Source organism: Cohnella sp., assembly GCF_041641335.1.
GTDB lineage: Bacteria > Bacillota > Bacilli > Paenibacillales > Paenibacillaceae > Cohnella.
In genome coordinates this window covers 33,651-53,250 of sequence record NZ_JBEPYQ010000030.1, presented here as the reverse complement: position 1 = coordinate 53,250, position 19,600 = coordinate 33,651, and the positions used below count along the sequence as shown (strand labels likewise).

The 19,600-nt window shown below is 58.9% G+C and carries 18 protein-coding genes; 8 read left to right on the top strand and 10 right to left on the bottom strand.

The window, feature by feature from the left end; all coding sequences use genetic code 11:
• Positions 1-125: 125 nt before the first annotated feature.
• The 3 genes from ACESLM_RS12130 to ACESLM_RS12120 all read left to right on the top strand — a co-directional run bounded on the left by ACESLM_RS12130 (position 126) and on the right by ACESLM_RS12120 (position 3,935).
• Positions 126-764, top strand: a complete 639-nt coding sequence (locus tag ACESLM_RS12130; protein WP_372631837.1) for a DUF1700 domain-containing protein — start codon at positions 126-128, stop codon at positions 762-764.
• The gene (locus tag ACESLM_RS12125; RefSeq protein ID WP_372631836.1) at positions 761-1,630 is read left to right on the top strand and encodes a DUF4097 family beta strand repeat-containing protein; all 870 of its coding nucleotides are present in this window, start codon (positions 761-763) and stop codon (positions 1,628-1,630) included. Before ACESLM_RS12130 ends, ACESLM_RS12125 begins: the two co-directional genes overlap by 4 nt.
• A gap of 238 nt (positions 1,631-1,868) precedes the next feature.
• Positions 1,869-3,935, top strand: a complete 2,067-nt coding sequence (locus tag ACESLM_RS12120) for a multicopper oxidase family protein (RefSeq protein WP_372631835.1) — start codon at positions 1,869-1,871, stop codon at positions 3,933-3,935.
• A gap of 12 nt (positions 3,936-3,947) precedes the next feature.
• Here ACESLM_RS12120 and ACESLM_RS12115 read toward each other — a convergent pair whose 3' ends face one another.
• Positions 3,948-4,409 carry an SDR family NAD(P)-dependent oxidoreductase gene (locus tag ACESLM_RS12115; protein ID WP_372631834.1) on the bottom strand — a complete coding sequence of 154 codons (462 nt, stop codon included), beginning with the start codon at positions 4,407-4,409 and terminating at the stop codon, positions 3,948-3,950.
• 85 nt (positions 4,410-4,494) lie between these two features.
• On the opposite strand from ACESLM_RS12115, the gene ACESLM_RS12110 reads away from it, so the two are divergent.
• Positions 4,495-5,469, top strand: a complete 975-nt coding sequence (locus tag ACESLM_RS12110) for a helix-turn-helix transcriptional regulator (RefSeq protein ID WP_372631833.1) — start codon at positions 4,495-4,497, stop codon at positions 5,467-5,469.
• Between the two features lie 98 nt (positions 5,470-5,567).
• Positions 5,568-6,860 (top strand): Rossmann-fold NAD(P)-binding domain-containing protein, encoded by a 1,293-nt coding sequence (locus tag ACESLM_RS12105; RefSeq protein ID WP_372631832.1) that lies wholly within the window; start codon positions 5,568-5,570, stop codon positions 6,858-6,860.
• Positions 6,861-6,881: 21 nt separating this feature from the next.
• Here ACESLM_RS12105 and ACESLM_RS12100 read toward each other — a convergent pair whose 3' ends face one another.
• The 3 genes from ACESLM_RS12100 to ACESLM_RS12090 all read right to left on the bottom strand — a co-directional run bounded on the left by ACESLM_RS12100 (position 6,882) and on the right by ACESLM_RS12090 (position 11,765).
• Positions 6,882-7,862: a spermidine synthase gene (locus ACESLM_RS12100; RefSeq protein ID WP_372631831.1), complete on the bottom strand. Its 981-nt coding sequence runs from the start codon at positions 7,860-7,862 to the stop codon at positions 6,882-6,884.
• A 102-nt stretch (positions 7,863-7,964) separates the two neighbouring features.
• Positions 7,965-11,066 carry an EAL domain-containing protein gene (locus tag ACESLM_RS12095; RefSeq protein WP_372631830.1) on the bottom strand — a complete coding sequence of 1,034 codons (3,102 nt, stop codon included), beginning with the start codon at positions 11,064-11,066 and terminating at the stop codon, positions 7,965-7,967.
• Positions 11,067-11,174: 108 nt separating this feature from the next.
• Positions 11,175-11,765 carry an AAA family ATPase gene (locus tag ACESLM_RS12090; RefSeq protein WP_372631829.1) on the bottom strand — a complete coding sequence of 197 codons (591 nt, stop codon included), beginning with the start codon at positions 11,763-11,765 and terminating at the stop codon, positions 11,175-11,177.
• Between the two features lie 190 nt (positions 11,766-11,955).
• Between ACESLM_RS12090 and ACESLM_RS12085 the strand changes: the two genes are divergently transcribed.
• Entirely contained in the window at positions 11,956-13,053 is a 1,098-nt protein-coding gene (locus tag ACESLM_RS12085) for a PRK06851 family protein (RefSeq protein ID WP_372631828.1), read from the top strand.
• 84 nt (positions 13,054-13,137) lie between these two features.
• Here ACESLM_RS12085 and ACESLM_RS12080 read toward each other — a convergent pair whose 3' ends face one another.
• From ACESLM_RS12080 to ACESLM_RS12055, 6 genes are all read right to left on the bottom strand, one after another.
• Positions 13,138-13,560 carry a type II toxin-antitoxin system PemK/MazF family toxin gene (locus ACESLM_RS12080; RefSeq protein ID WP_372631827.1) on the bottom strand — a complete coding sequence of 141 codons (423 nt, stop codon included), beginning with the start codon at positions 13,558-13,560 and terminating at the stop codon, positions 13,138-13,140.
• 3 nt (positions 13,561-13,563) lie between these two features.
• The gene (locus ACESLM_RS12075) at positions 13,564-13,830 is read right to left on the bottom strand and encodes an AbrB/MazE/SpoVT family DNA-binding domain-containing protein (protein ID WP_372631826.1); all 267 of its coding nucleotides are present in this window, start codon (positions 13,828-13,830) and stop codon (positions 13,564-13,566) included.
• Between the two features lie 366 nt (positions 13,831-14,196).
• Positions 14,197-15,873 carry a glycerol-3-phosphate dehydrogenase/oxidase gene (locus tag ACESLM_RS12070; RefSeq protein ID WP_372631825.1) on the bottom strand — a complete coding sequence of 559 codons (1,677 nt, stop codon included), beginning with the start codon at positions 15,871-15,873 and terminating at the stop codon, positions 14,197-14,199.
• Between the two features lie 135 nt (positions 15,874-16,008).
• A complete protein-coding gene (gene glpK / locus ACESLM_RS12065) occupies positions 16,009-17,499 on the bottom strand; it encodes a glycerol kinase GlpK (RefSeq protein WP_372631824.1) in 1,491 nt (496 codons plus the stop codon).
• Positions 17,500-17,533: 34 nt separating this feature from the next.
• Positions 17,534-18,082, bottom strand: coding sequence for a glycerol-3-phosphate responsive antiterminator (locus tag ACESLM_RS12060; RefSeq protein ID WP_372631823.1), 549 nt, complete (start codon positions 18,080-18,082; stop codon positions 17,534-17,536).
• A gap of 139 nt (positions 18,083-18,221) precedes the next feature.
• A complete protein-coding gene (locus tag ACESLM_RS12055; protein ID WP_372631822.1) occupies positions 18,222-18,587 on the bottom strand; it encodes a winged helix-turn-helix transcriptional regulator in 366 nt (121 codons plus the stop codon).
• A 107-nt stretch (positions 18,588-18,694) separates the two neighbouring features.
• On the opposite strand from ACESLM_RS12055, the gene ACESLM_RS12050 reads away from it, so the two are divergent.
• Complete coding sequence (locus ACESLM_RS12050; protein WP_372631821.1) at positions 18,695-19,360, top strand: NAD(P)H-dependent oxidoreductase; 666 nt, start codon at positions 18,695-18,697, stop codon at positions 19,358-19,360.
• 7 nt (positions 19,361-19,367) lie between these two features.
• On the top strand, positions 19,368-19,600 hold a 233-nt coding region (locus ACESLM_RS12045), incomplete at its 3' end, for a hypothetical protein (protein WP_372631820.1).

Genomic DNA, 19,600 nt, shown 5'->3' with positions numbered 1-19,600 from the left:
GATGTTCTTCCCCGGCATTCCGCTTCCCCAACTTAGGTCGAGGTCGATCGCCACCTCGCGTCTGATGACAGCCGGGCGAACGATAAGCTATGATGGGAACAGTTCATTGAAAGGAAGTCTTTGCCATGAATAAAATGGAGTTTATGGATAAAATGAGCGCGGACCTTGCGCCATTGCCGGAGCACGAGAGAAACGAACTGCTCGTCCGCTGCGAGGAATGTTTCAGAATCGGCCTGGAGCAAGGGAAGACGGAAGAGGAAATCGTCGCGGAGCTGGGCTATCCCGCGCAGCCCGCCGAACCCCGATTCGAGCCATCTTACGCCGGCTCTCCTTACGGCAACGCCCCGTACGGCGACGCCTCATTTTCCGACCGGGTTCCTCCTCCGCCTCAGGCTTGGACCGCTCCCGCGCCGAAACGTCCGCACGAACCGAATCGGGACGTTCCGCGTTTCATCGGGGTGGGGATTCTGCTGCTCTTTCTTAATCTGACTCTTGCGATCCCGGTATTCGCCGCATTATTTTCCGCGTTCGTCTCCGTCTGCATCGCCGCGCTCATCACTCTGCTGGCTCCGCTGGCACTGGCTGTCGAGACGTCGCTGTACGGGGAATTCACGAACGCCAAACTGATGATGTCGCTGGGGATGACGGGCATCGGAATGATTCTGGCCGACCTGGCCCTCCTGTTCGGCAAGGGGCTGTTCCGCGCGACGAAAGCCTACGCGGGATGGAATTACAAGACGTTGAAAGGAAGAAATCAGCGATGAGAAAATTTTGGTACTTTACGGCGTTCTGTCTGATCGTGATCGGGATCGCGGGCGCGCTGAACCATAACTGGAATACGGTCGACAAGGACATGCGGGATTTCGAGAAAAAGTGGACCTTCTCGGCGGCAGAGCTTCGCAATCTGAGCATCAAGAGCGAATACAACGTCAGCATGACGTTCGTCAAAAGCTCCGACGGCACCAACTCCATCCATCTGAAGGGTCGCGGAACGGAACAAATGATCGAGAAAATCCAGACAGCGGAAATTTCCGGCAGCAAGCTGGATCTGGAGCTTATCCGCTTGCCCCGCAGATACATGAACTTATTCGGATTTAACTTCGACCGCCCTACGGAACAATTCGTCGTCTCGGTGACGGACGATGCGCTTCTCGACAAGTTGAAGCTCAAGCTCAACTCCGGCAACCTGGAATTAAAGAACGCCTCGCTCTTGCGAATCTCGAGCGCGGTGCTGGATTCCGATTCCGGCAATATGTCCCTTGGAGAATTCGCCAGCGATATGCTCGAGATCGACGTCGACTCCGGCAACGTCAAGGCGGAGCGAGTTACCGCGGACTTGACCGCTTCCATCGATTCCGGCAACATTACGATCGAGAACATGACCGGCAAGGCCAAGCTCTCGGCCGATTCCGGCAACGTTAAGCTGTATAAGCTGGACAGCTCCGATACGAGCATTTCCGTCGATTCCGGCAATGCGTACGTTCGCGTCCCGGCGGACTTCGCCGGCGTGTACGACCTGAAGGCCGACTCCGGCAGAGTACGCGCCCCCGAATCCAGACGCCAGACGAACGATACCATCAAAGTCAGAACCGACAGCGGAAACATTACGATCGAGGAAGCTCCTCGGTAACCGATCTCCGATCTGCCGGCTGATCGCCAACAGGCGCACCGCATCCCCTTCGGGTGAAGCGTTGCGCCTTTATTCGCTTTGCGGAAGCCTTGTAACCCGTTGCAAGACGGAGAACCCGCTCCAACTTAAGTCGGGGACGCATTCCAAACCCCGGACGGTTACCCGGGAAGCTCGGGGAAGGTAGGATAGAATCAGTAACCGATCCCGTACGGAACCGACTGACGAGGAGGCTCATCTCTTGTTTACTATTCTTACCGGCATCATATACGCCTGCGTGTTCTTCTTGCTTATTCTATCCTGGATCGCCGGCAGCAAAGCTTCCAAGCTGCTCTACGGCGGATCGACCGAAAGACTGCACCGCAAAACCCGCAAGCAAATCGTCTGGGCCGTCTACCTGACGCTGCCCGCGATCGGACTCGTCGCCGCTACCCTGGCGATGGCCGCGACGATGGCCCCCGTCTTCTGGGAAGACAGGGTGCTGCTTCATCTCCCCCTTACGCTCGTTCCCTTGCTGTCCGTATGGGTGCTTGCCGTACCGCGCCTGACGAAGCTCTGGAAAGCGACGCGCAACGTATCCGCGGCTCCGCTGCCCGTGGAAATCCGCAAGCAGGCCGCACAGCCGATGGTCATTCTGCCTTACCGGATGTCGACGATCGGCGCCGCGACCATCTTCTATTTCTTGCTGGTGACTCCCGTGCCTTTCCGGCTTGGCCCCGTGCTCGTTCCGATCTTGCTGGCCGCGGCAGCCGTCGCTGCGCTGGGATACGCTCAGGAACGAAAGTACGGCAGAGTCGGCGATCCGAACGCTCCCGCTCCGACGCTGCCGCGCGGAAGATGGCTGCGCGCCGCCGGCATCTCCTGCGTCGTGATCGGCGTCGCCGCCTTGATCTTCATCGTCGGCAGCCGGAGCAGCCGGCTGCCGGCCGCAATGAGCATGGCTGACGGTCCGATGGACTTCGGAGGAGGAACGGCGCTCGTCCACGATCCCCGCACCGATCTGTCGCTGGCTATGCTGACCGGTCCAAGGGACCGGGAGCCGGACCGGAAGATCACGTTGACGGCGGAGAAGAAGACGATCGAGCTGAGTCCGGGAGAGCCGTTCGATGCCTGGACCTTCAACGGCCAAGTTCCCGGCCCCGAGCTTCGTATGAAGCTGGGAGAGCTCGTGGAGGTTACGCTGATCAACCGCGACATTGAGGAAGGGGCGACGATCCATTGGCATGGACTCGACGTTCCGAACGCGGAAGACGGAGTAGCCGGAGCGACGCAGGAAGCCGTCATGCCGGGCGAACGTCACGTCTACCGGTTCGTCGCCGAGCAGACGGGCACGTTCTGGTATCATTCTCACCAGCATTCCCAGGAGGCGGTGAAGAAGGGGCTGTTCGGCAGCCTGGTCGTCGAGCCTGAGGCCACCGAAGGAATCGCAGCGGAAGAAGAAGACCTGACCATTATGACCCACGTCTGGAAAGGCGTCGGAATGGCGATCGGCGATCGCAGCGGCATCCAGCGCAAGAAGGTCGTTCCGGGAACGCCGGTGCGCCTTCGTCTGATCAACACCCAGGATTGGGTCCGGCAGGATTACACCTTGACGGGGACGCCGTTCCGCGTCGCCGCCATAGACGGCGCAGATCTGAACGGTCCGCAGGAGCTGGAGAACGTTCGGATCGAGCTAACGACGGGCGGCCGCATGGATTTGACGTTCCTGATGCCCGACGCGCCCGTCTTCCTGAGCGTCGGCCGTTCCGGCAAGCTGGGCGTGCTTCTGAGCCGGGACGGCACGGGCAGCGTTCCGGATCTGCCGGAGACGACCGCGTTTAATCCGATCGATTACGGCACGCCCGCCGCTACCGCCGTACAGGCCGACAGCGACTTCGACCGCGAATTCGAGATGATTCTCGACAACAAGCTGGCTTTCTACAACGGGGAATTCGGCTCCTTGTATACGACTAACGGCGAAGTGTTCCCGAACACGCCCATGTTCATGGTGCAGGAAGGCGATCTCGTCAAGACGACGATCAGCAACCGCGGCGCCGTCGATCATCCGATGCACCTGCACGGCCACCATATGCTCGTCCTCTCCCGCAACGGCGAGCCGTCCACCGGCAGTCCCTGGTATTCCGACACGCTGGACGTCCAGCCGGGCGAAATCTACGAGGTCGCCTTCGTCGCCGACAACCCCGGATTATGGATGGACCATTGCCACAACCTGGTTCACGCTTCGGTAGGCATGTCGATGCATCTCATGTATGAAGGCATCACGACGCCCTATCGGATCGGGAGCGACACCGGCAACCATCCGGAGTGACCTGCGCATTCGTCACAACCCTTGCTCCGCGGCATAGTTGCCCCAATGAGGACGCCTCCCGTCGACGTCTTCGATTCCGTAGTCGTCCGACAATCCCCAGGAAGTATACGCCTTGCCCGACTTGCTCAGCAGATCCGGTTCGGCGGCGAGCGCGGCTAGTCCTCTCGCAAGGAAGAACGGCGTCTCCGATTGGAGGAAGTGCGGCTCCTTCGTCGCTCCGTCGCGCCAATTCGCTTCGGAGACGCCGAAATAATCGAGCATCTCTTCGGACCGCAGAAATCCAGGCGTGACGGCTACTGCCGCCACACCATGCGGACGCAGCTCCGCCGCTTGCGCCTCCGCGAGATGAATGACCGACACTTTGGCCAGGCTGTAAGGAGGCAAGTTGCCCCGATAGCGGTAATCGTATCCGTCCGTCACCTCCACGATCAGCCCTTCTCCCCTCTTGACCAGCTCTTTGATTTTATCCCGCATCCTCAGATTAGTCTTGATATATGACACCTGCTGTCATATAAATCGGATATACTGAGCATAACCGAAACGAACGGAGGTACGACGCATGAGAGCCGATCGACTGCTGACCCTGCTTTCCCTTATGCAAGCACGAGGGCAAATGACGTCCAAGGAGCTCGCTGGCGAGCTTGAAGTTTCCGAACGGACCGTCCATCGCGACATGGAGGCATTGGCGGCGGCCGGCATTCCCGTCTACGCGGAGAGGGGAGCGGCGGGAGGTTGGAGGCTGTCCGAAGGCTACCGCAACCGGATTACGGCCATGACGGTAGACGAGATCCGCTCCTTGCTGCTGCTCCATTCCTCCAGCGTCGTTGCCGATCTGGGGCTGAACGAACCGTCGGGGACCGCGCTGCGCAAGCTGCTGTCCGCCCTGCCCGAACCGGCGCGACGGGACGCGGAATACGTGCGGGAACGCATTCATATCGACGGCGCGGGCTGGCACTCCGCTCCCGCGCGCTCCGCGCATCTGCAGACCGTCCAGGAGGCGGTCTGGGAGCAACGCAAGCTTCGCATCCGTTATCGCGGACGGGATGCGGACGAGATAACGGAGCGAACCGTATTGCCTCTGGGCTTGGTCGCCAAGACGAGCGTCTGGTACGCGGTCGCCATGGAGGAGGCTGCGGAAGAGGATTCTCTCCGCACTTTCCGGCTGTCCCGCCTGCACGGCGCCGCGATGCTGGACGAAACCTTCGTCCGGCCGGAGGGCTTCGATCTGGCCGCCTACTGGGAGCAGTCGATGGAACGATTCAAATCCAATCTGCCCCGCTATCCCGCTCGGGTTCGCGTGGCTTCGGCAAGATGGGAAGCGTTCGCGGGCGAAAGATACGTGAAGACGGTCTCCTGCGAGGAAATACGAGGGGAAGAGAAGATGGAGGCGTTCGTCGAGTTCAACACGCTGGAGTCCGCGCGCGACATGGTGATGAAATACGGCCGCGACGCGGAAGCGCTGGCTCCGGACGAGCTTCGCGCCGCCGTGCGGGAGGAATGCTTGGCAGCCGCCGCTCTCTACAATCAAGCCTAGCCGCTTCCCTTTTCCGCCTCTCCGGAATTGGTCGATCCCATCAGTCGTTCTATCCAGTCAACTTGTCCATCGGTGAATACAATGAGGTAACCGACACGATGAACAAGGAGATGGATGCCCTGATGACAATTCCCCCGCAAAACGTCACCTTGCTCGGCAGCGAGGGAGGACTTGCCCAGGCCGTGCTCGCCCTGCTGAACCGCGCGATCGCGGATCCCGACGATCCGCTGTATAGAAAGCTCCGGAACAGCCGTCTTTATCTGATCGACGTTCGCGGCGATCCGTCCTCCTTCGCCCATGCCGCGAAGTACCCGAATCTAGCGGATCGCTTGGAAGTTCGCTCGCTTGATTTAAGAAATCTGGAAGATTTCCGGCAGCACCTCTCCGCCACCCGCACGACTCTGGTGATCGATCTCTCGTGGGCCGATACGCTGCAGATGCTCGAATGCTGCAACGAGCTCGGTATCCGATACGTCAACACGGCGCTCGAAAACACGGAAGTGGACGAGGACCCGACGCTGTACGGCTTCCCCCTGACCGAGCGCTTCGAGCGGTTCGAGGACCGCCGGGACGAATTCGATCAAGTCACGGCCATCGTCTTCTCGGGCATGAACCCGGGCATCGTCCAGTGGATGGCGCTGGAACTGATGGACGAGAACCCCGGCCGCGTCCCCCGTGCCTGCTACATCGTCGAGAGAGACACCTCCTTCTATACCGACGCTTCGCGGATCAAGCCCGACACCGTATACGCTTCCTGGTCGGTGGAATGCTTCCTGGACGAAGCCATTCTCAGCTACCCGATGTTCGTGAGAGACGGAATCCCGCATTACTTCCGGGAAGAAGTCTATTCGGCGGAGTATCTGGTTCGGCTGGGAAACGAACAGTTCTACGGTTGCCTCATGCCCCACGAGGAGGTGCTGACGTTGGGACGGCTCCGCGACTGGGAGACGGGCTTCCTCTACCGCGTGAGCGAACACACGACCAGTCAGATCCGCGCCCATTTGGACAACGTCGACGTGCTGTGGGACTGGGATGAGGAAGTCGTCTCCCCCTCCAAAGGGGACGTCGACGGGGAAGATCTGGTCGGAGTGCTGCTGGTCTACGAGGACGAGGAACGGTACCTCTATAACGCGATGAGCAGCAAGGATATCTACCCGGTCTACGGAACGAACGCCACCTATTTCCAAGTCGCTTGCGGCGTCTACGCAGCCTTGGCCTGCCTGTGGCTCGATCCCGTTCCGAAAGGCGTCCATTACGTGGACGAATGGCTTCGTTCCGGCTCTGATTGCCGGTACGGAGAATACGTGCGCCGCTATATGAAGCGGTTCGAACGCGGCTCGAACCCGACATCCGACGGCTTGCTCGCGCAGAGAAGAAGAGAAGTCGACTAGACTTCTCTTCCCTTTTCTCCTTTATTCTTCCTCTCTGGCCTTTCGGACGATTTCTAGCAGCGTCTCGTTGGCGTCCGTCTGGATCCCGCCGTCGAGATCGGAGAAATAATAAGGCATATGCAGCACGTCGCGAAGCCGCTTCGGATTCAAATAGTCGACCGGCACCCCCACCTTCAGCCCATCCGGGTCGATCGGCCCCAGTGTTCCCAGGCAAAATCCCCAGTCTTCGCCTGAGTCGACGATATAGTCCAGATGGAACGGAGTCGCTACGAAGCCGGCGCTTCTCATCGTCGCTTGAATGCTCCCGAAATACTCGGGCATCCAGGATGAAGCCGAACAAGCGATGCCGACCGCTCCACCCGGAGTCAATCTGTCTCGCAGAAGCCGGTAAAACTCGACGCTGAACAACCGGGACAACGTCGGACAACGGTCGGTCGGCTCGGGAACGTCGACCAGGATGACGTCCCATGCCCGATCGTTGTTCTCCAAGTACTCTCTTCCATCGGCAACGACCGTCTCTACCCGCGGATCCAGAAGCGCCCCTCTGTTAAACCGCACCAGTCCCTCCAGCCGCTTGCCGAATTCGAACACGGCCTCGTCGATGTCTACGGTCGTGATCGACTCCACTTCCTCGTATTTCAGCGCTTCGCGTGTCGTGACGCCTCCGCCTCCGCCGATGATCAGCACGCTGCGCCGGCTTTTCGCCGCGCTCATGGGCACATGCACCAGCGTTTCCGCGTATTCATTCTCGTCTTCCGTCGTGCAGAACATGACTTCCCCGTTACTGTAAACCCAAGTCTCGCCTTCATGATCGACCAGGGCGATCCTTTGGGTCGGAGTTTTGATTTTCCTTACGATGTGGTAATCGCCCGGAGGCTCCTCGTCCCGGTAAACGTAGGCATGCGGAGAGCCCGCCCCCCAAGACCGCCAGTAATACCGGTAACCCTTCCAGCCCAAAACCGCCAGCAGTGCGCCCGCGATAACGGCTCCCACGATGATCATCTCCCGACCTCCTCCCCTTCTCCATCGAATAGCTTACTTGGACATCCTATTCGATTGCGGCTCCGAGGTGCTTCAAATCCACGATTGGAGGGACTCGCGGGCTTACCAGTTGGAAATTTCGAGGAAATACGCAATGAACTGATCGGACGTCATCGGGCGGCCGGTGAAGAAGCCCTGAATGCGGTCGCACTGGAGCTGCTGGAGCCGCTTGAGCTGATCCTCCGTCTCGACGCCCTCCGCCGTAACGGACAGTCCGAGCCCGTGCGACATTTCGATGATCGCTTTGGCGATGGCGGCGTCGTCCGAATCCTTCGTCAGATTGCGGATGAACGACGGATCGATTTTGACGATGTGCAGAGGCAGCTTCTTCAGCCAGTAGAGGGACGACTGGCCCATGCCGAAGTCGTCGATCGCGATTTTGACCCCGATCTCCACCAGCTGACCCAGCACTCGGATGCTGTGCTCCATATTCTGGACGGCCGTATGCTCGGTAATCTCCAGGCACAGATTATACGGCTGGATGCCCGTGTCCTTCAGCACCTTGCGGACGATGTCCGGAAAATCCTCCTGCTGGAACTGGAGAGCCGAGATGTTGACGGAGATGACGAGCGAAGGCATGCCGGCGTGAATCCAGCTTTTGCACGCTCGGCAGGCTTGCTCCAGCACCCACTGGCCGATCGGAATGATCAGCCCCGTCTCCTCCGCCAGCGGAATGAACTCTCCCGGCTGTATCGTTTTTCCGTCGGACGAGCTCCAGCGGATGAGCGTCTCCGCTCCGTACACTTTGCCCGACGCGAGAGACACTTGCGGTTGAAAATTCAGCGCCAGCTCTCCCCGTTCCAACGCGTATCTGAGACCCGTTTCCATATTGAACCTCTCAACTCTTTCCGAGCTTAATGCCGGCGTATAGATCTTGAGCCGGTTACCGCCGTTTTCCTTCGAATAGTACATCGCCAGATCGGAGAACCGGAGGAGCGAGTCGACATCCTGCGCGTCGCAAGGATACATGCACGCCCCGAGGCTCGCGGACAAATAAAACTCCTGCGCTTCCAGCACGAATGGCTTGGTCAGCATCAGCAGCATCCGGTCGGCGATACGGTTGATCTCCTCGGCCCCTTCGATCCTGGACAGCAGCGCGATGAATTCGTCGCCGGCGAACCGCGCGACGATCCCATGAGGCCCGACGCATTCCTGCAGCTTGGCGGAAGCCAGCTGGAGCAGCAGATCGCCCGTCTGATGGCCGAGCGTATCGTTGACGATCTTGAACCGGTCGAGATCGATCATCATGACGGCCAGCTTCTTGCCGTCCTTCTCCCGCTCCTCCATCGCCTCCTGGAGCAGCTCCTTGAACCGCATGCGGTTAGGCAGCCCGGTCAAGGAATCCCAGTAAGCCAGCTGCGTGATCTTCGCTTCGTTGAACTTCTTCTCGGTAATATCGGTAATCGAACCGATGACGCGGTCTCCGCGGCCCGATGCTCCGCGAACGAGATCGCCCGCGAGATGCACCCAGATCTGCCGATCGCCTTCCGCCATTCCGCCGATTCGCAGCTCGATCTGGATCGGCTGCCGGTCGGCCTTGGAACGGACGCGTTCGAGCGCCCGCCACATCGCCCGGCGGTCCTCCGGATGCAGCAGCCTCAAGAAGGAGCGGGGGTCGCTCGTCAGCTTGGCGGCGGACGGGCTTAATATTTTGTGCGCGCGGATGTTCCAATCGATCTTGCCCGTGCTCAGATCCCAGTCCCAGATTCCGTCGTTCGTGACGTTCGAGACGATCTCCAGCTTCTCCGCGATCGAGCGGACGCGGTTGAACAGCAGCTCCCGTTCCAACGCGACGGCCAGAATCGTGAAGCTATGCCGGAACAGATCGTTCGCGATGAAATTGGAGTTCGGGTCCAGCGGTCCGGCCAGCGCGATGTAGCCCCAGTTTTTCATCTCCGACTTGACCGGGTGAAGCACGACGACGTCCCCTCCTCCGGGCAGCGTTCCCGGAGGCAGCGTCTCAAGCGGAGGAAAATGCTCGAACGAATACGCCGAGCCGTCGGGAGGCACCGGGTCGCCCCTTTTGCTGAACGTCTGACGCACGACCAGGCGCCGGTTGCCGCTCTCGTCCGTCTCCCTTAGAGCCAGGCAGCCCCAATGCGCTAGATTCCAGAACAGCTTGGAGAAGTCGACTCTCTCGTCCCGCGTCGCGTTGATGAGCCCTCTTGTCATCCGGTAATTGTTGTTCGTGATCGTATGGAACGAACGGCGCAGCTGCGACAGGCTGATCAAGTAGCGGTCGAATTCGTCCGCCGTCCGGAACTGCGACCTCTCCGAACAGGAGCAGGAAGATCGGACGACCAGCTCAGCCGGCACGAACGTAACCTCTTCCGATTGCGAACGCCCTTCCAGCAGCTCGACGGCGATTCTCACCGCTTCTCCGGCCATCCTTTCAAGTGGCTGGCGAACGGTGGTAACCGACGGGTAGTTGACCGCCGCCTGATAGATATCGTCGAACCCCGTCACCGCGCAGTCTTGCGGAACTCCGAATCCGCGCATCTGCAGGCAATCGATGGCGCCGAGCGCGTTGAAGTCCGTGCCCGCGGCAACCGCCGTAAACTCGGCGCCCCGGTCCAGCAGCTCCAGCATCGCTTTCTCTCCGGCGGTCATGAGGTTGTCTTCGGTGTCGACGACGAGCCGTTCGTCGAGCGGAAGCCCCCGCTCGGCCAGCGCCTCCAGATACCCTTGGTAACGCTCGTACAGATCGTACTGCGCCCGATTGCCGATAAACGCGATTCGCGTATGTCCATGATCGATCAGGTGCCTCACTGCCGCTTTCATGCCCGATCGATTTTCGACCAGCACGGAGTGGCCTGAAGGAACGGGCGAAGGAAAGCCGATGCAGACGAAAGGCTTGCCGCTATTTTCCAAAGTTTCGAGAACCGTCTCGCTCGCGGAGGGCAGGATGGCGATCCAGGCGTCGATAAGCCCTGCGGCGATCGGTTCCTCCAACGAATCGATGCCCAAATAGTCGTCCGCTACCTGCACCGCGAAAAGACGGGAACACCTCTCCCGGACGGCCTCATGAATGTAAGGCAGCAGCCTGCCGTAATATTCGCCGTCCAGATACGGCGCGATGACGCCGATCCGGTACTCCTGAACCATGATGCTCCCTGCCTTCTTTGCATAGGAAGAATAATTAACCGTTATGTCAATTTTCAACATGATGCTTCAAAATCCTTTAATAATCGGCATGCCGATTGAAAAAAAACATGAAACCCGATCGGGCTTCATGTTTTGCGACGCGAATAGGCGGGTTCGGCGATCCCTGAGTCAGAAGCGGATATGCCGAATTTGCGTCCGGATGCGGTCGTACGCCTTGCGCATGCGACTTCGTTCGTCCGGCTGCAGCGCCAGTCCCGCCAGCTCGGCGATTCGCTCCGCGTTGTCCGCGACCGAATGCCCCTCGGTGTCGAGATGATAGGCGAACTTCTCGTCGGAGAGCGCCGCCACGCACCGGTCGATCTGCGCGGCAGCCCACGATTCGCTTCCCTCTCCCCGGCCCCTCAGCCGCTTCAGCAGCGTTTCCTTCCCCGCGCACAGCGCGAAATGGCGCACCGGCACCCCGTCCTCCCTCAACCGTCCGACGATCTCGTCGAAGTATCCCGGATGGACGAGAGTCATCGGCGCGATCACGACGCTGTCGTATTCGCTGTCCAGATGCTTAAGCATGGCGTAGTTCGTGTCCCGCCACATCGGATAGTCTTGAAAATCGCCCAGTGCGATCCGCTTGGGAACGTTCTTGCGAATAAAGTAACCGGCATTCTCCGGATCATAGACGAAGGAATCCGGCAATCTTCTGTGCAGCTCATAGGCGGTCTGCGTCTTGCCCGCGCCGAAGGCGCCGTTAATCCAGATGATCATCCGCTTCACTTCCGTTGTAATGGACTCGATTTCCTTACTGCTTCCTTTTCGCCGCGTCGTCCGGTCTATCCTTCTTTTGCGAACGGAAGCTCGACTTCGCCAGAGTCCTCTCTTTCAGCCTCACCAATTCGTCGCGGACGAAATACGATAAGATTAGGCCATGACATCAGCCTAGGAAGGTGTGACGAAGATGAGCGGCAACGTTTACGACTTTTATGCGGGCGGCAACACGGCGAAGGGCTACACGAGCCTGCTTCATTCCTCATTGCAAGGATTGGAGCGGCTTTACGTGCTGCGGGGAGGCGCCGGATTGGGGAAAGCCTGCGGCCTTCGCTCGATCGGCGACAGACTTGCAGAGGCCGGACATGAAGCGTGGCGCATCTCCTGCGCCTCCGATCCGGATGCGCTTGACGGACTGATCGTTCCCGGGCTGAAGCTCGGGATTATCGACGGCACGACCCCCAACGCCTTCGTACCGGAGGTGGAGGGAGCGACGATACTGGAAGTCGATTTATCAGAAGCGTGCGATAAGTCGGCTCTCAAATCTCGGACCGCCGAAACTGCAAGCTTGGGACGCGACATATCGGGCAAGTACGAGGAAGCTTATGCCGGATTCGCCGAGGCGCTTCGCGTTCATGACGATTGGGAGAAAATCTATATCGGGAATATGGATTTCCAGGCGGCAGACGAGTTGACCGTCGAATCGATCTCTCGTCTGTTCGGAGACCGGAAGCAGGAAGGGACGGCTCGGGAAGTTCACCGCTTCCTGGGCGCGGCGACTCCGCAAGGGGCGGTCGACTTCGTACCCGGCCTGACGGACGGGCTGAAGCGGTATTTGCTGAAAGGGCGCCCCGGCTCGGGCAAGTCGACGATGCTGAAGAAGCTGGCGGCCGCGGCCGCCGAACGGGGCTTCGACGCCGAGGTCTACCATTGCGGCTTCGACCCGAACAGTCTCGATATGGTCGTCGTGCGGGAGATCGGCTTCGCGATCTTCGACAGCACCGCTCCGCACGAATATTTTCCCGACCGGCCTTCCGACGAGATCGTCGACATGTACGAACGCTGCATCGCTCCGGGAACGGACGAAACCTATGCCGAAGAGCTCGCTCCGATCAAGCAGCAATACTCCGCCAACATGAAGCGCTCGATCGGACTGCTGGCGGAAGCCCGCGCCCTGCAGGATCGGCTGGAGCTCCTGTATGCCGAAGCGGCGGACTCAGCGGCTCTGGAACGGATCGCCGAACAGTTCCGGGAGGACGTTCTGGGGGTTGCGGCTATACGAGTGTAACGATAAAAGATGCATGTATCTTCCTCTGCCACTTCGGGGTCTGGGAAGACATGCATCTTTTTTTCGGGTCGGTGCAGGGATAGTTTAATTTTCGGACTCCTCGTCATCTTCAGGGTAAGCGACGATTCCCATAACATTATCGATAATCTCTTCGAAAAAAACGGAGTACGGATCGACCCTGCCGATGACAACCGCATTTCTTGCGTCCAGATCAATCGATCTTATATTGTTAATCAGAACTACGCCTTCCAGCTCCAGAAAGCGGAGGTTCGGAGGCAGTAATATCGAATTGGGCGTTCTGATACCCGGAGGGACAGAGATTTCAAAGCTATGCCCCATCGCTTGCGTCGTGACCGGAACGGTGAGCGCCAATTTGTTCAATGAAGGATCAATGAATCCGTCCGATATTACGATTGAGGCACGGTAGCCGTTTTGCTCATGTCCTTTTGTGGGGTGAAGCTGGCACCATACAATACTGCCTCGTTCTACGTCCCCTATAATCGCCATTTCTCAAAACTCATCCCCTACGGAATCGTCAATCAGTTCGCCTTGGGACATTTGCGGCGTGTTTTTTCCACGTCTTGTCAGATACAGCTTGCGCAGTTCCCGGTTAGATTTACGCTTATTCTTCTCGGCCGATTTTAATAGAATGCCTTGCTCGGGGACTAGGTGAACTTCCACTTTGGAACCCAGCGCCAGATTAGCGTGCTCCAGGATCTCCTGAGGAATGCGGACCCCCATGCTGTTTCCCCATTTTCCAATCGTTGTAGTCGCCATGTACACCCCGCCTTTCTTGCTCTCTTGAGTCAATATTACCACATCCCTCTCCGTCCGACTATCCAAAGTATATCCACTATGCACTGAAAAGATGAAGAAATAGGCAGTCCCTTCTTTCTTTCCAGAAAAAAAATAGCAACATTTGAGAATAAAAGAATCCAGAAGAGGCACTCGCACAACAGAAACTGCAAAAAGGAGATCGTACAATTCCGCTATATGATGTAGATGGCAAAACGATTATTGGAAAGTTCACTATGCGACAATCAACATGGATTGAATAACACTTTTCAAATTTGTCCTCATTGCAATGAAGAAACAGGCCAGAATGATCGCTGAAAATCCGCCACCGTTCTGGCCTGCCTAATTTTACCGCGCCCCTACCCCCTGCAAATCCTGAGGAACGACAGCGTCCCGAACCGCGTCGTCCAGCTCCGCCGCATAGCGCGCAGCCGATTCGTCGCTCCAGCCGAGCAGCTCCTGCATCAACGCGATGACGCCGGCTTTGTAGCGCCGCACCGTCTCGATGTCGAAGAACAGAGCTCCCGTGCGGCGAATGAAGAAGTCGACCGGCTTGGCGGCCATCTCCTCCTCTACGGCATACTTCACCCGCATGTAGAGATCCAAAGGCAAACCGAGCCTTTCCGCTTCCGCGGCATCGCCATAGCGGTACACCCGCTCCGCGTTGGAGCCGTAGAAGCGCGCGATCCGTAGGCTCGCCTCGGCGGACAGGCCCGCCGCCTTTCCTTCGACTGCAACCCGCGAAGCGTAAGCTTCCAGCTTGGCAGAGCCGCCCACTTCGCCCCCGGAGATCGCCATTCCCTTCGTTCGGCAAGCTCCCGCCTGCACGCGCCCCTGCAGCCTGCGAGCGACCAAGTCGACCGTATCCTCGGCCATCTTGCGGTAACCGGTCAGCTTGCCTCCGGCAATCGTGATCAAGCCGGATGCGGATTCCCAAATTTCATCCTTGCGGGAAATTTCCGACGGATTTTTCCCTTCCTCATAGATCAGAGGCCGAATGCCCGCCCAGCTCGACTCGACGTCCTTCTCCGTAAGGCGCGTCTCCGGGAACATAAAGTTGATCGCGTCGAGGACGTACTTGCGGTCCGCCTCCGTCATCGTCGGATTCGCCTTGTCCCCGTCGTAAAACGTATCCGTCGTGCCGACGTACGTCTTGCCGTCGCGGGGGATGGCGAATACCATCCGCTTGTCGTCGGTATCGAAGTATACGGCTTGCCGAAGAGGAAAGCGACTTTGATCGATGACCAAATGAATGCCCTTGGACAGCCGCAGCTTCTTGCCGTGGTTGGAGCGATCCATCTCCCGCAGCGTGTCGACCCACGGCCCCGTCGCGTTCACGACCGCCTTGGCTCGCACCTCGCCGGTCTCCCCCGTGAGCAGATCCGTCACGCTTGCCCCGCATACTCGTCCGTTTCCATCATAGACGAGCTTCTCCACCTTCGCGTAATTCAAGGCCGTCGCCCCGAACTCCACCGCGCGCTTCATGACCTCGATCGTCAGCCGGGCGTCGTCCGTCCGATACTCCACGTAGTATCCGCCTCCGAGCAGCCCGTTCTTTTTCAACAGCGGCTCCTTCTGCAGCGTCGCTCCCGCTTTCAGCATTTTCCGCCGTTCGCTTCGCTTGACCCCTGCCAAATAATCGTATACCCGAAGCCCGATCGACGTGGAAAACGAACCGAACGTGCCGCCTTTGTAGATCGGCAGCAGCATCCATTCCGGAGTCGTCACGTGCGGCCCGTTCTCGTACACGATGGCCCGCTCCTTGCCGACCTCCGCGACCATCTTCACCTCGAACTGCTTCAAATAGCGCAGCCCGCCGTGCACGAGCTTCGTCGATCGGCTGGACGTGCCCGCCGCGAAATCCTGCATCTCGACAACCGCCGTGCGCAAGCCGCGGCTGGCCGCGTCCAGCGCGATTCCCGCTCCCGTAATGCCTCCCCCGATCACCAGCAAGTCGTACTCTTCCTTCTGCATCCTCACGAAGACCGATGTGCGGCCGTGTCCTGCGAATGCGCGTTCCTTCATGACGTATCCCTCTTTTCGCCAGGTATAGAAAAAGAGACCGCAAACACATTATGCTCAATTACGCATAACGTGAAGCGGTCTCTCCTCATCTCTGACCCGATGTATTTACTTATCTCTACTTTACCACGCCGGCGATCATTTGAAAACCATTGCCGCTTTCACCGCTTTGCCCCAGCCTGCGTACCGGCGCGCCGACTCTTCGGCGTCCATCTCGGGCTCGAACGATCGGTCGACGCTCCATTGCCGCGCGATCTCGTCCGTGCTTTCCCAGAAACCGACCGCCAACCCCGCCAAGTAGGCCGCCCCGAGCGCCGTCGTCTCGCCCACGACCGGACGCTCTACCGCCGCTCCCAGCACGTCGCTCTGGAACTGCATCAGGAAGTCGTTTTTCACCGCGCCTCCGTCTACGCGCAGCGTTTTCAGATTGATCCCCGAATCCGCCTCCATCGCCGCCAGCACGTCCTTGGTCTGATACGCGAGCGATTCCAGCGTCGCCCGGATAAAATGCTCCTTTGTCGTGCCCCGCGTCAGCCCGAACACGGCGCCTCGAACATCGCTGTCCCAGTACGGCGTCCCGAGCCCGACGAAGGCCGGCACGACGTAGACTCCTTCCGTCGATTCGACTCTGGCCGCGTAGCGCTCGCTGTCCTTGGCGTCGGCGAACATGCGCAGACCGTCGCGCAGCCACTGAATGGCCGAACCGGCGACGAAAATGCTGCCCTCCAGCGCGTAAGTCACCTTGCCGCCGATTCCCCAAGCGATCGTGGTCAGCAGCCCGTGATCGGACGCGACCGCCTTGTCGCCCGTGTTCATCAGCATGAAGCAGCCGGTTCCGTACGTGTTTTTGGCCATTCCTTTCTCGTAACATGCCTGACCGAACAGTGCCGCTTGCTGGTCTCCCGCGATGCCCGCGATCGGAACCTCGCACCCGAAGAAATGATGCGTATCCGTCAGCCCGTACACCTCGGACGAAGGCTTCACCTCGGGCAGCATCGACTGGGGCACCGTCAAAATTTTCAGCAGCTCCGGGTCCCAGCGCAGCTCGTGAATGTTGTACATCAGCGTGCGGGACGCGTTCGAATAATCGGTCACGTGTACGCGCCGTCCGGACAAGCGCCAGACCAGCCACGTATCGATCGTTCCGAACAGCAGCTTGCCCTGCTCGGCTTTCTCGCGGGCTCCCTCCACATGATCGAGAATCCACTTAACCTTCGTCCCCGAGAAATACGCGTCGATCAGCAGGCCCGTCTTATTTCTGAACGTCTCGCTCAAGCCCGCTTCCTTCAGCTCTTCGCAAATGTCGGCCGTCTGCCGCGACTGCCAGACGATCGCGTTGTAGATCGGAACTCCGGTCTCCTTGTCCCACACGACCGCCGTCTCGCGCTGATTCGTAATGCCGATGCCGGCAATCTGCTCGGGCTTGACGTCCGATTCCGACAGCACCGTCGCGGTGACCGCGAGGACGGAGCCCCAGATTTCGTTCGCGTTATGCTCCACCCAGCCCGGCTTCGGAAAATATTGCTTGAACTCCTGCTGAGCCACGCGCACGATCCGTCCCTCATGATCGAACAGAATCGCCCGCGAGCTGGTCGTGCCTTGATCCAATGACAGAATGTACTTTTCCAACGCTATATTCCTCCCAATACCCGGTTAACCGGACTTATTTCCACATGCTCGCATGGCTTGTCGACACCGCGATCGCCCCGGCTCCGAACAGCGGCGGCAGATCCTCGGGCCCGTCGATAAATCCGCCAAGAATAATATCGATGCCGGTCTCGCGCTGAATGATCCCGATCTTCGGGTGAGAGTAGCTCGGCAGAATTTCGATGTAATCCGGATTGACGTGCGCCGCCGAATTGATAATCGTCTTAACCGAGTGGGAATCGATCAGGAAGCCGCGCTGGATCGCCATCAGCCCGTATTTCTTCGCATGGATGAGACTCGAGGTCCGGGTGCTGATGACGCCGTCGATCTTGATCGCCTTGGACAGAAAATGAATCGAAGCTTCGTCGTCCTTGATCCCCTTCACCATGTCGAGATGGAGGAACATCTTCTTCCCCGCCTGCTTGGCGCTCGAGACGATGCCTTGGAGGTGGATCAGCTCTCCCTCCAGCAAAAAGATGACTTCCTGCGGCGAAGCAAGCGCTTGCTCGAATTCCTTCATATTGCGAACGGCCGGAATGACCGAATGCTTCTTCAATAAGCCCATCTGCCTCTCACCCCTCCCCGGCTTTACCGCCGAAAAATGCAAAAAAAGCTGCCGAATCGGACACGGACTCGGGGAGTTCGCACCTGCCTGGCAGCTGTTCTCTTCATCTCACAGCAATCGGATTTACTTGTAGGTTTTATTATAGTCCATTTCGCAGCCTTTTGGAATATTCCGCTCCCCAATCTTTCATGCTCATGATGATCGGCTCGAGCGTCCGTCCGAATTCCGTCAGCGAATATTCCACCTTGGGCGGCACCTCCGTATAGACTTTACGCGATACGACACCGTCGTTCTCCAGCTCACGGAGCTGAAGCGTCAGCATGCGCTGGGTAACGCCCGGCATCAGCTTGCGAAACTGATTGAAGCGTTTCTTCCCCTCCAGAAGATGGTACAAAATGATGCCCTTCCACTTGCCCCCGATCACCGACAAAGTCGCCTCCACGTCGCAAAAGAACTTCTCCGATTTGCCGCATCCGTCCAATGCCCCACCCTCTTGCCGCTTCATTTCTCCGCCTCCAGGTATAAAAATGGATACTATACCACATAAATGTGCGTACTCCACATCCTTCACCTTTAGTTATACAATAATATCCGTAAAGGAGGAATCTTCAAATGTTTGTCGATAAAGAAACCGTATTGGAAGCGTACCGGTTCCGCCATGCCTGCAAGGAGTTCGATCCGGCGCGCCAGATCCCCGAGGATGACTTCGCCTTCCTACTCGAGACGGCTCGGCTGTCTCCCAGCTCCTACGGCTTCGAGCCTTGGAAGTTCGTCGTGCTGCAAAATCCCGAACATCGCGAGAAGCTGCGGGCGCATACTTGGGGCGCTCAGAAGACGCTGCCGACGGCCAGCCACTTCGTGCTGATTTTCGCTCGGAACGCCGGGGAGATGCTTGACGATTCAGACTACGTTCGATCGATTATGACGGATGTCCAGAAGCTGCCTCCGGAAGCGGCGGCGAACAAGCAGCGCGTCTACCGCAAGTTCCTAGAGTCCGACTTCGCCCTGCTGGGACGCGAAGGCGCTATCGACGATTGGGCCGGCAAGCAAACCTATATCGCGCTCGGCAACATGATGACGGCGGCCGCTCTCGTCGGCATCGACTCCTGCCCGATCGAAGGCTTCGAACGCGAGCCGATCGCCCGCATTTTACGGGAAGAAGGGATCGACGACGGGTTCCGCTTCAACCTTGCCTGCATGGTCGCCTTCGGCTACCGCGTCCGCGAGCCCCGCGACAAGACGAGACGCGAGCTTTCGGAGGTCGTGGAGTGGCGGTAAGGTTGGCGTGAGAATTTATGCGAAGGGCTGTCCCGTAGGGGCAATCGCGATTCAGGACGACAAGGCCGCGGGGGCCGAAGGCCAAGAAAGTGCCTTGGCGGCGCCGTGGACGCGGGCCGAAGGCCAAGAAAGTGCCTTGGCGGCGCCGTGGACGCGGGCCGAAGGCCAAGAAAGTGCCTTGGCGGCGCCGTGGACGCGGGCCGAAGGCCAAGAAAGTGCCTTGGCGGCGCCGTGGACGCG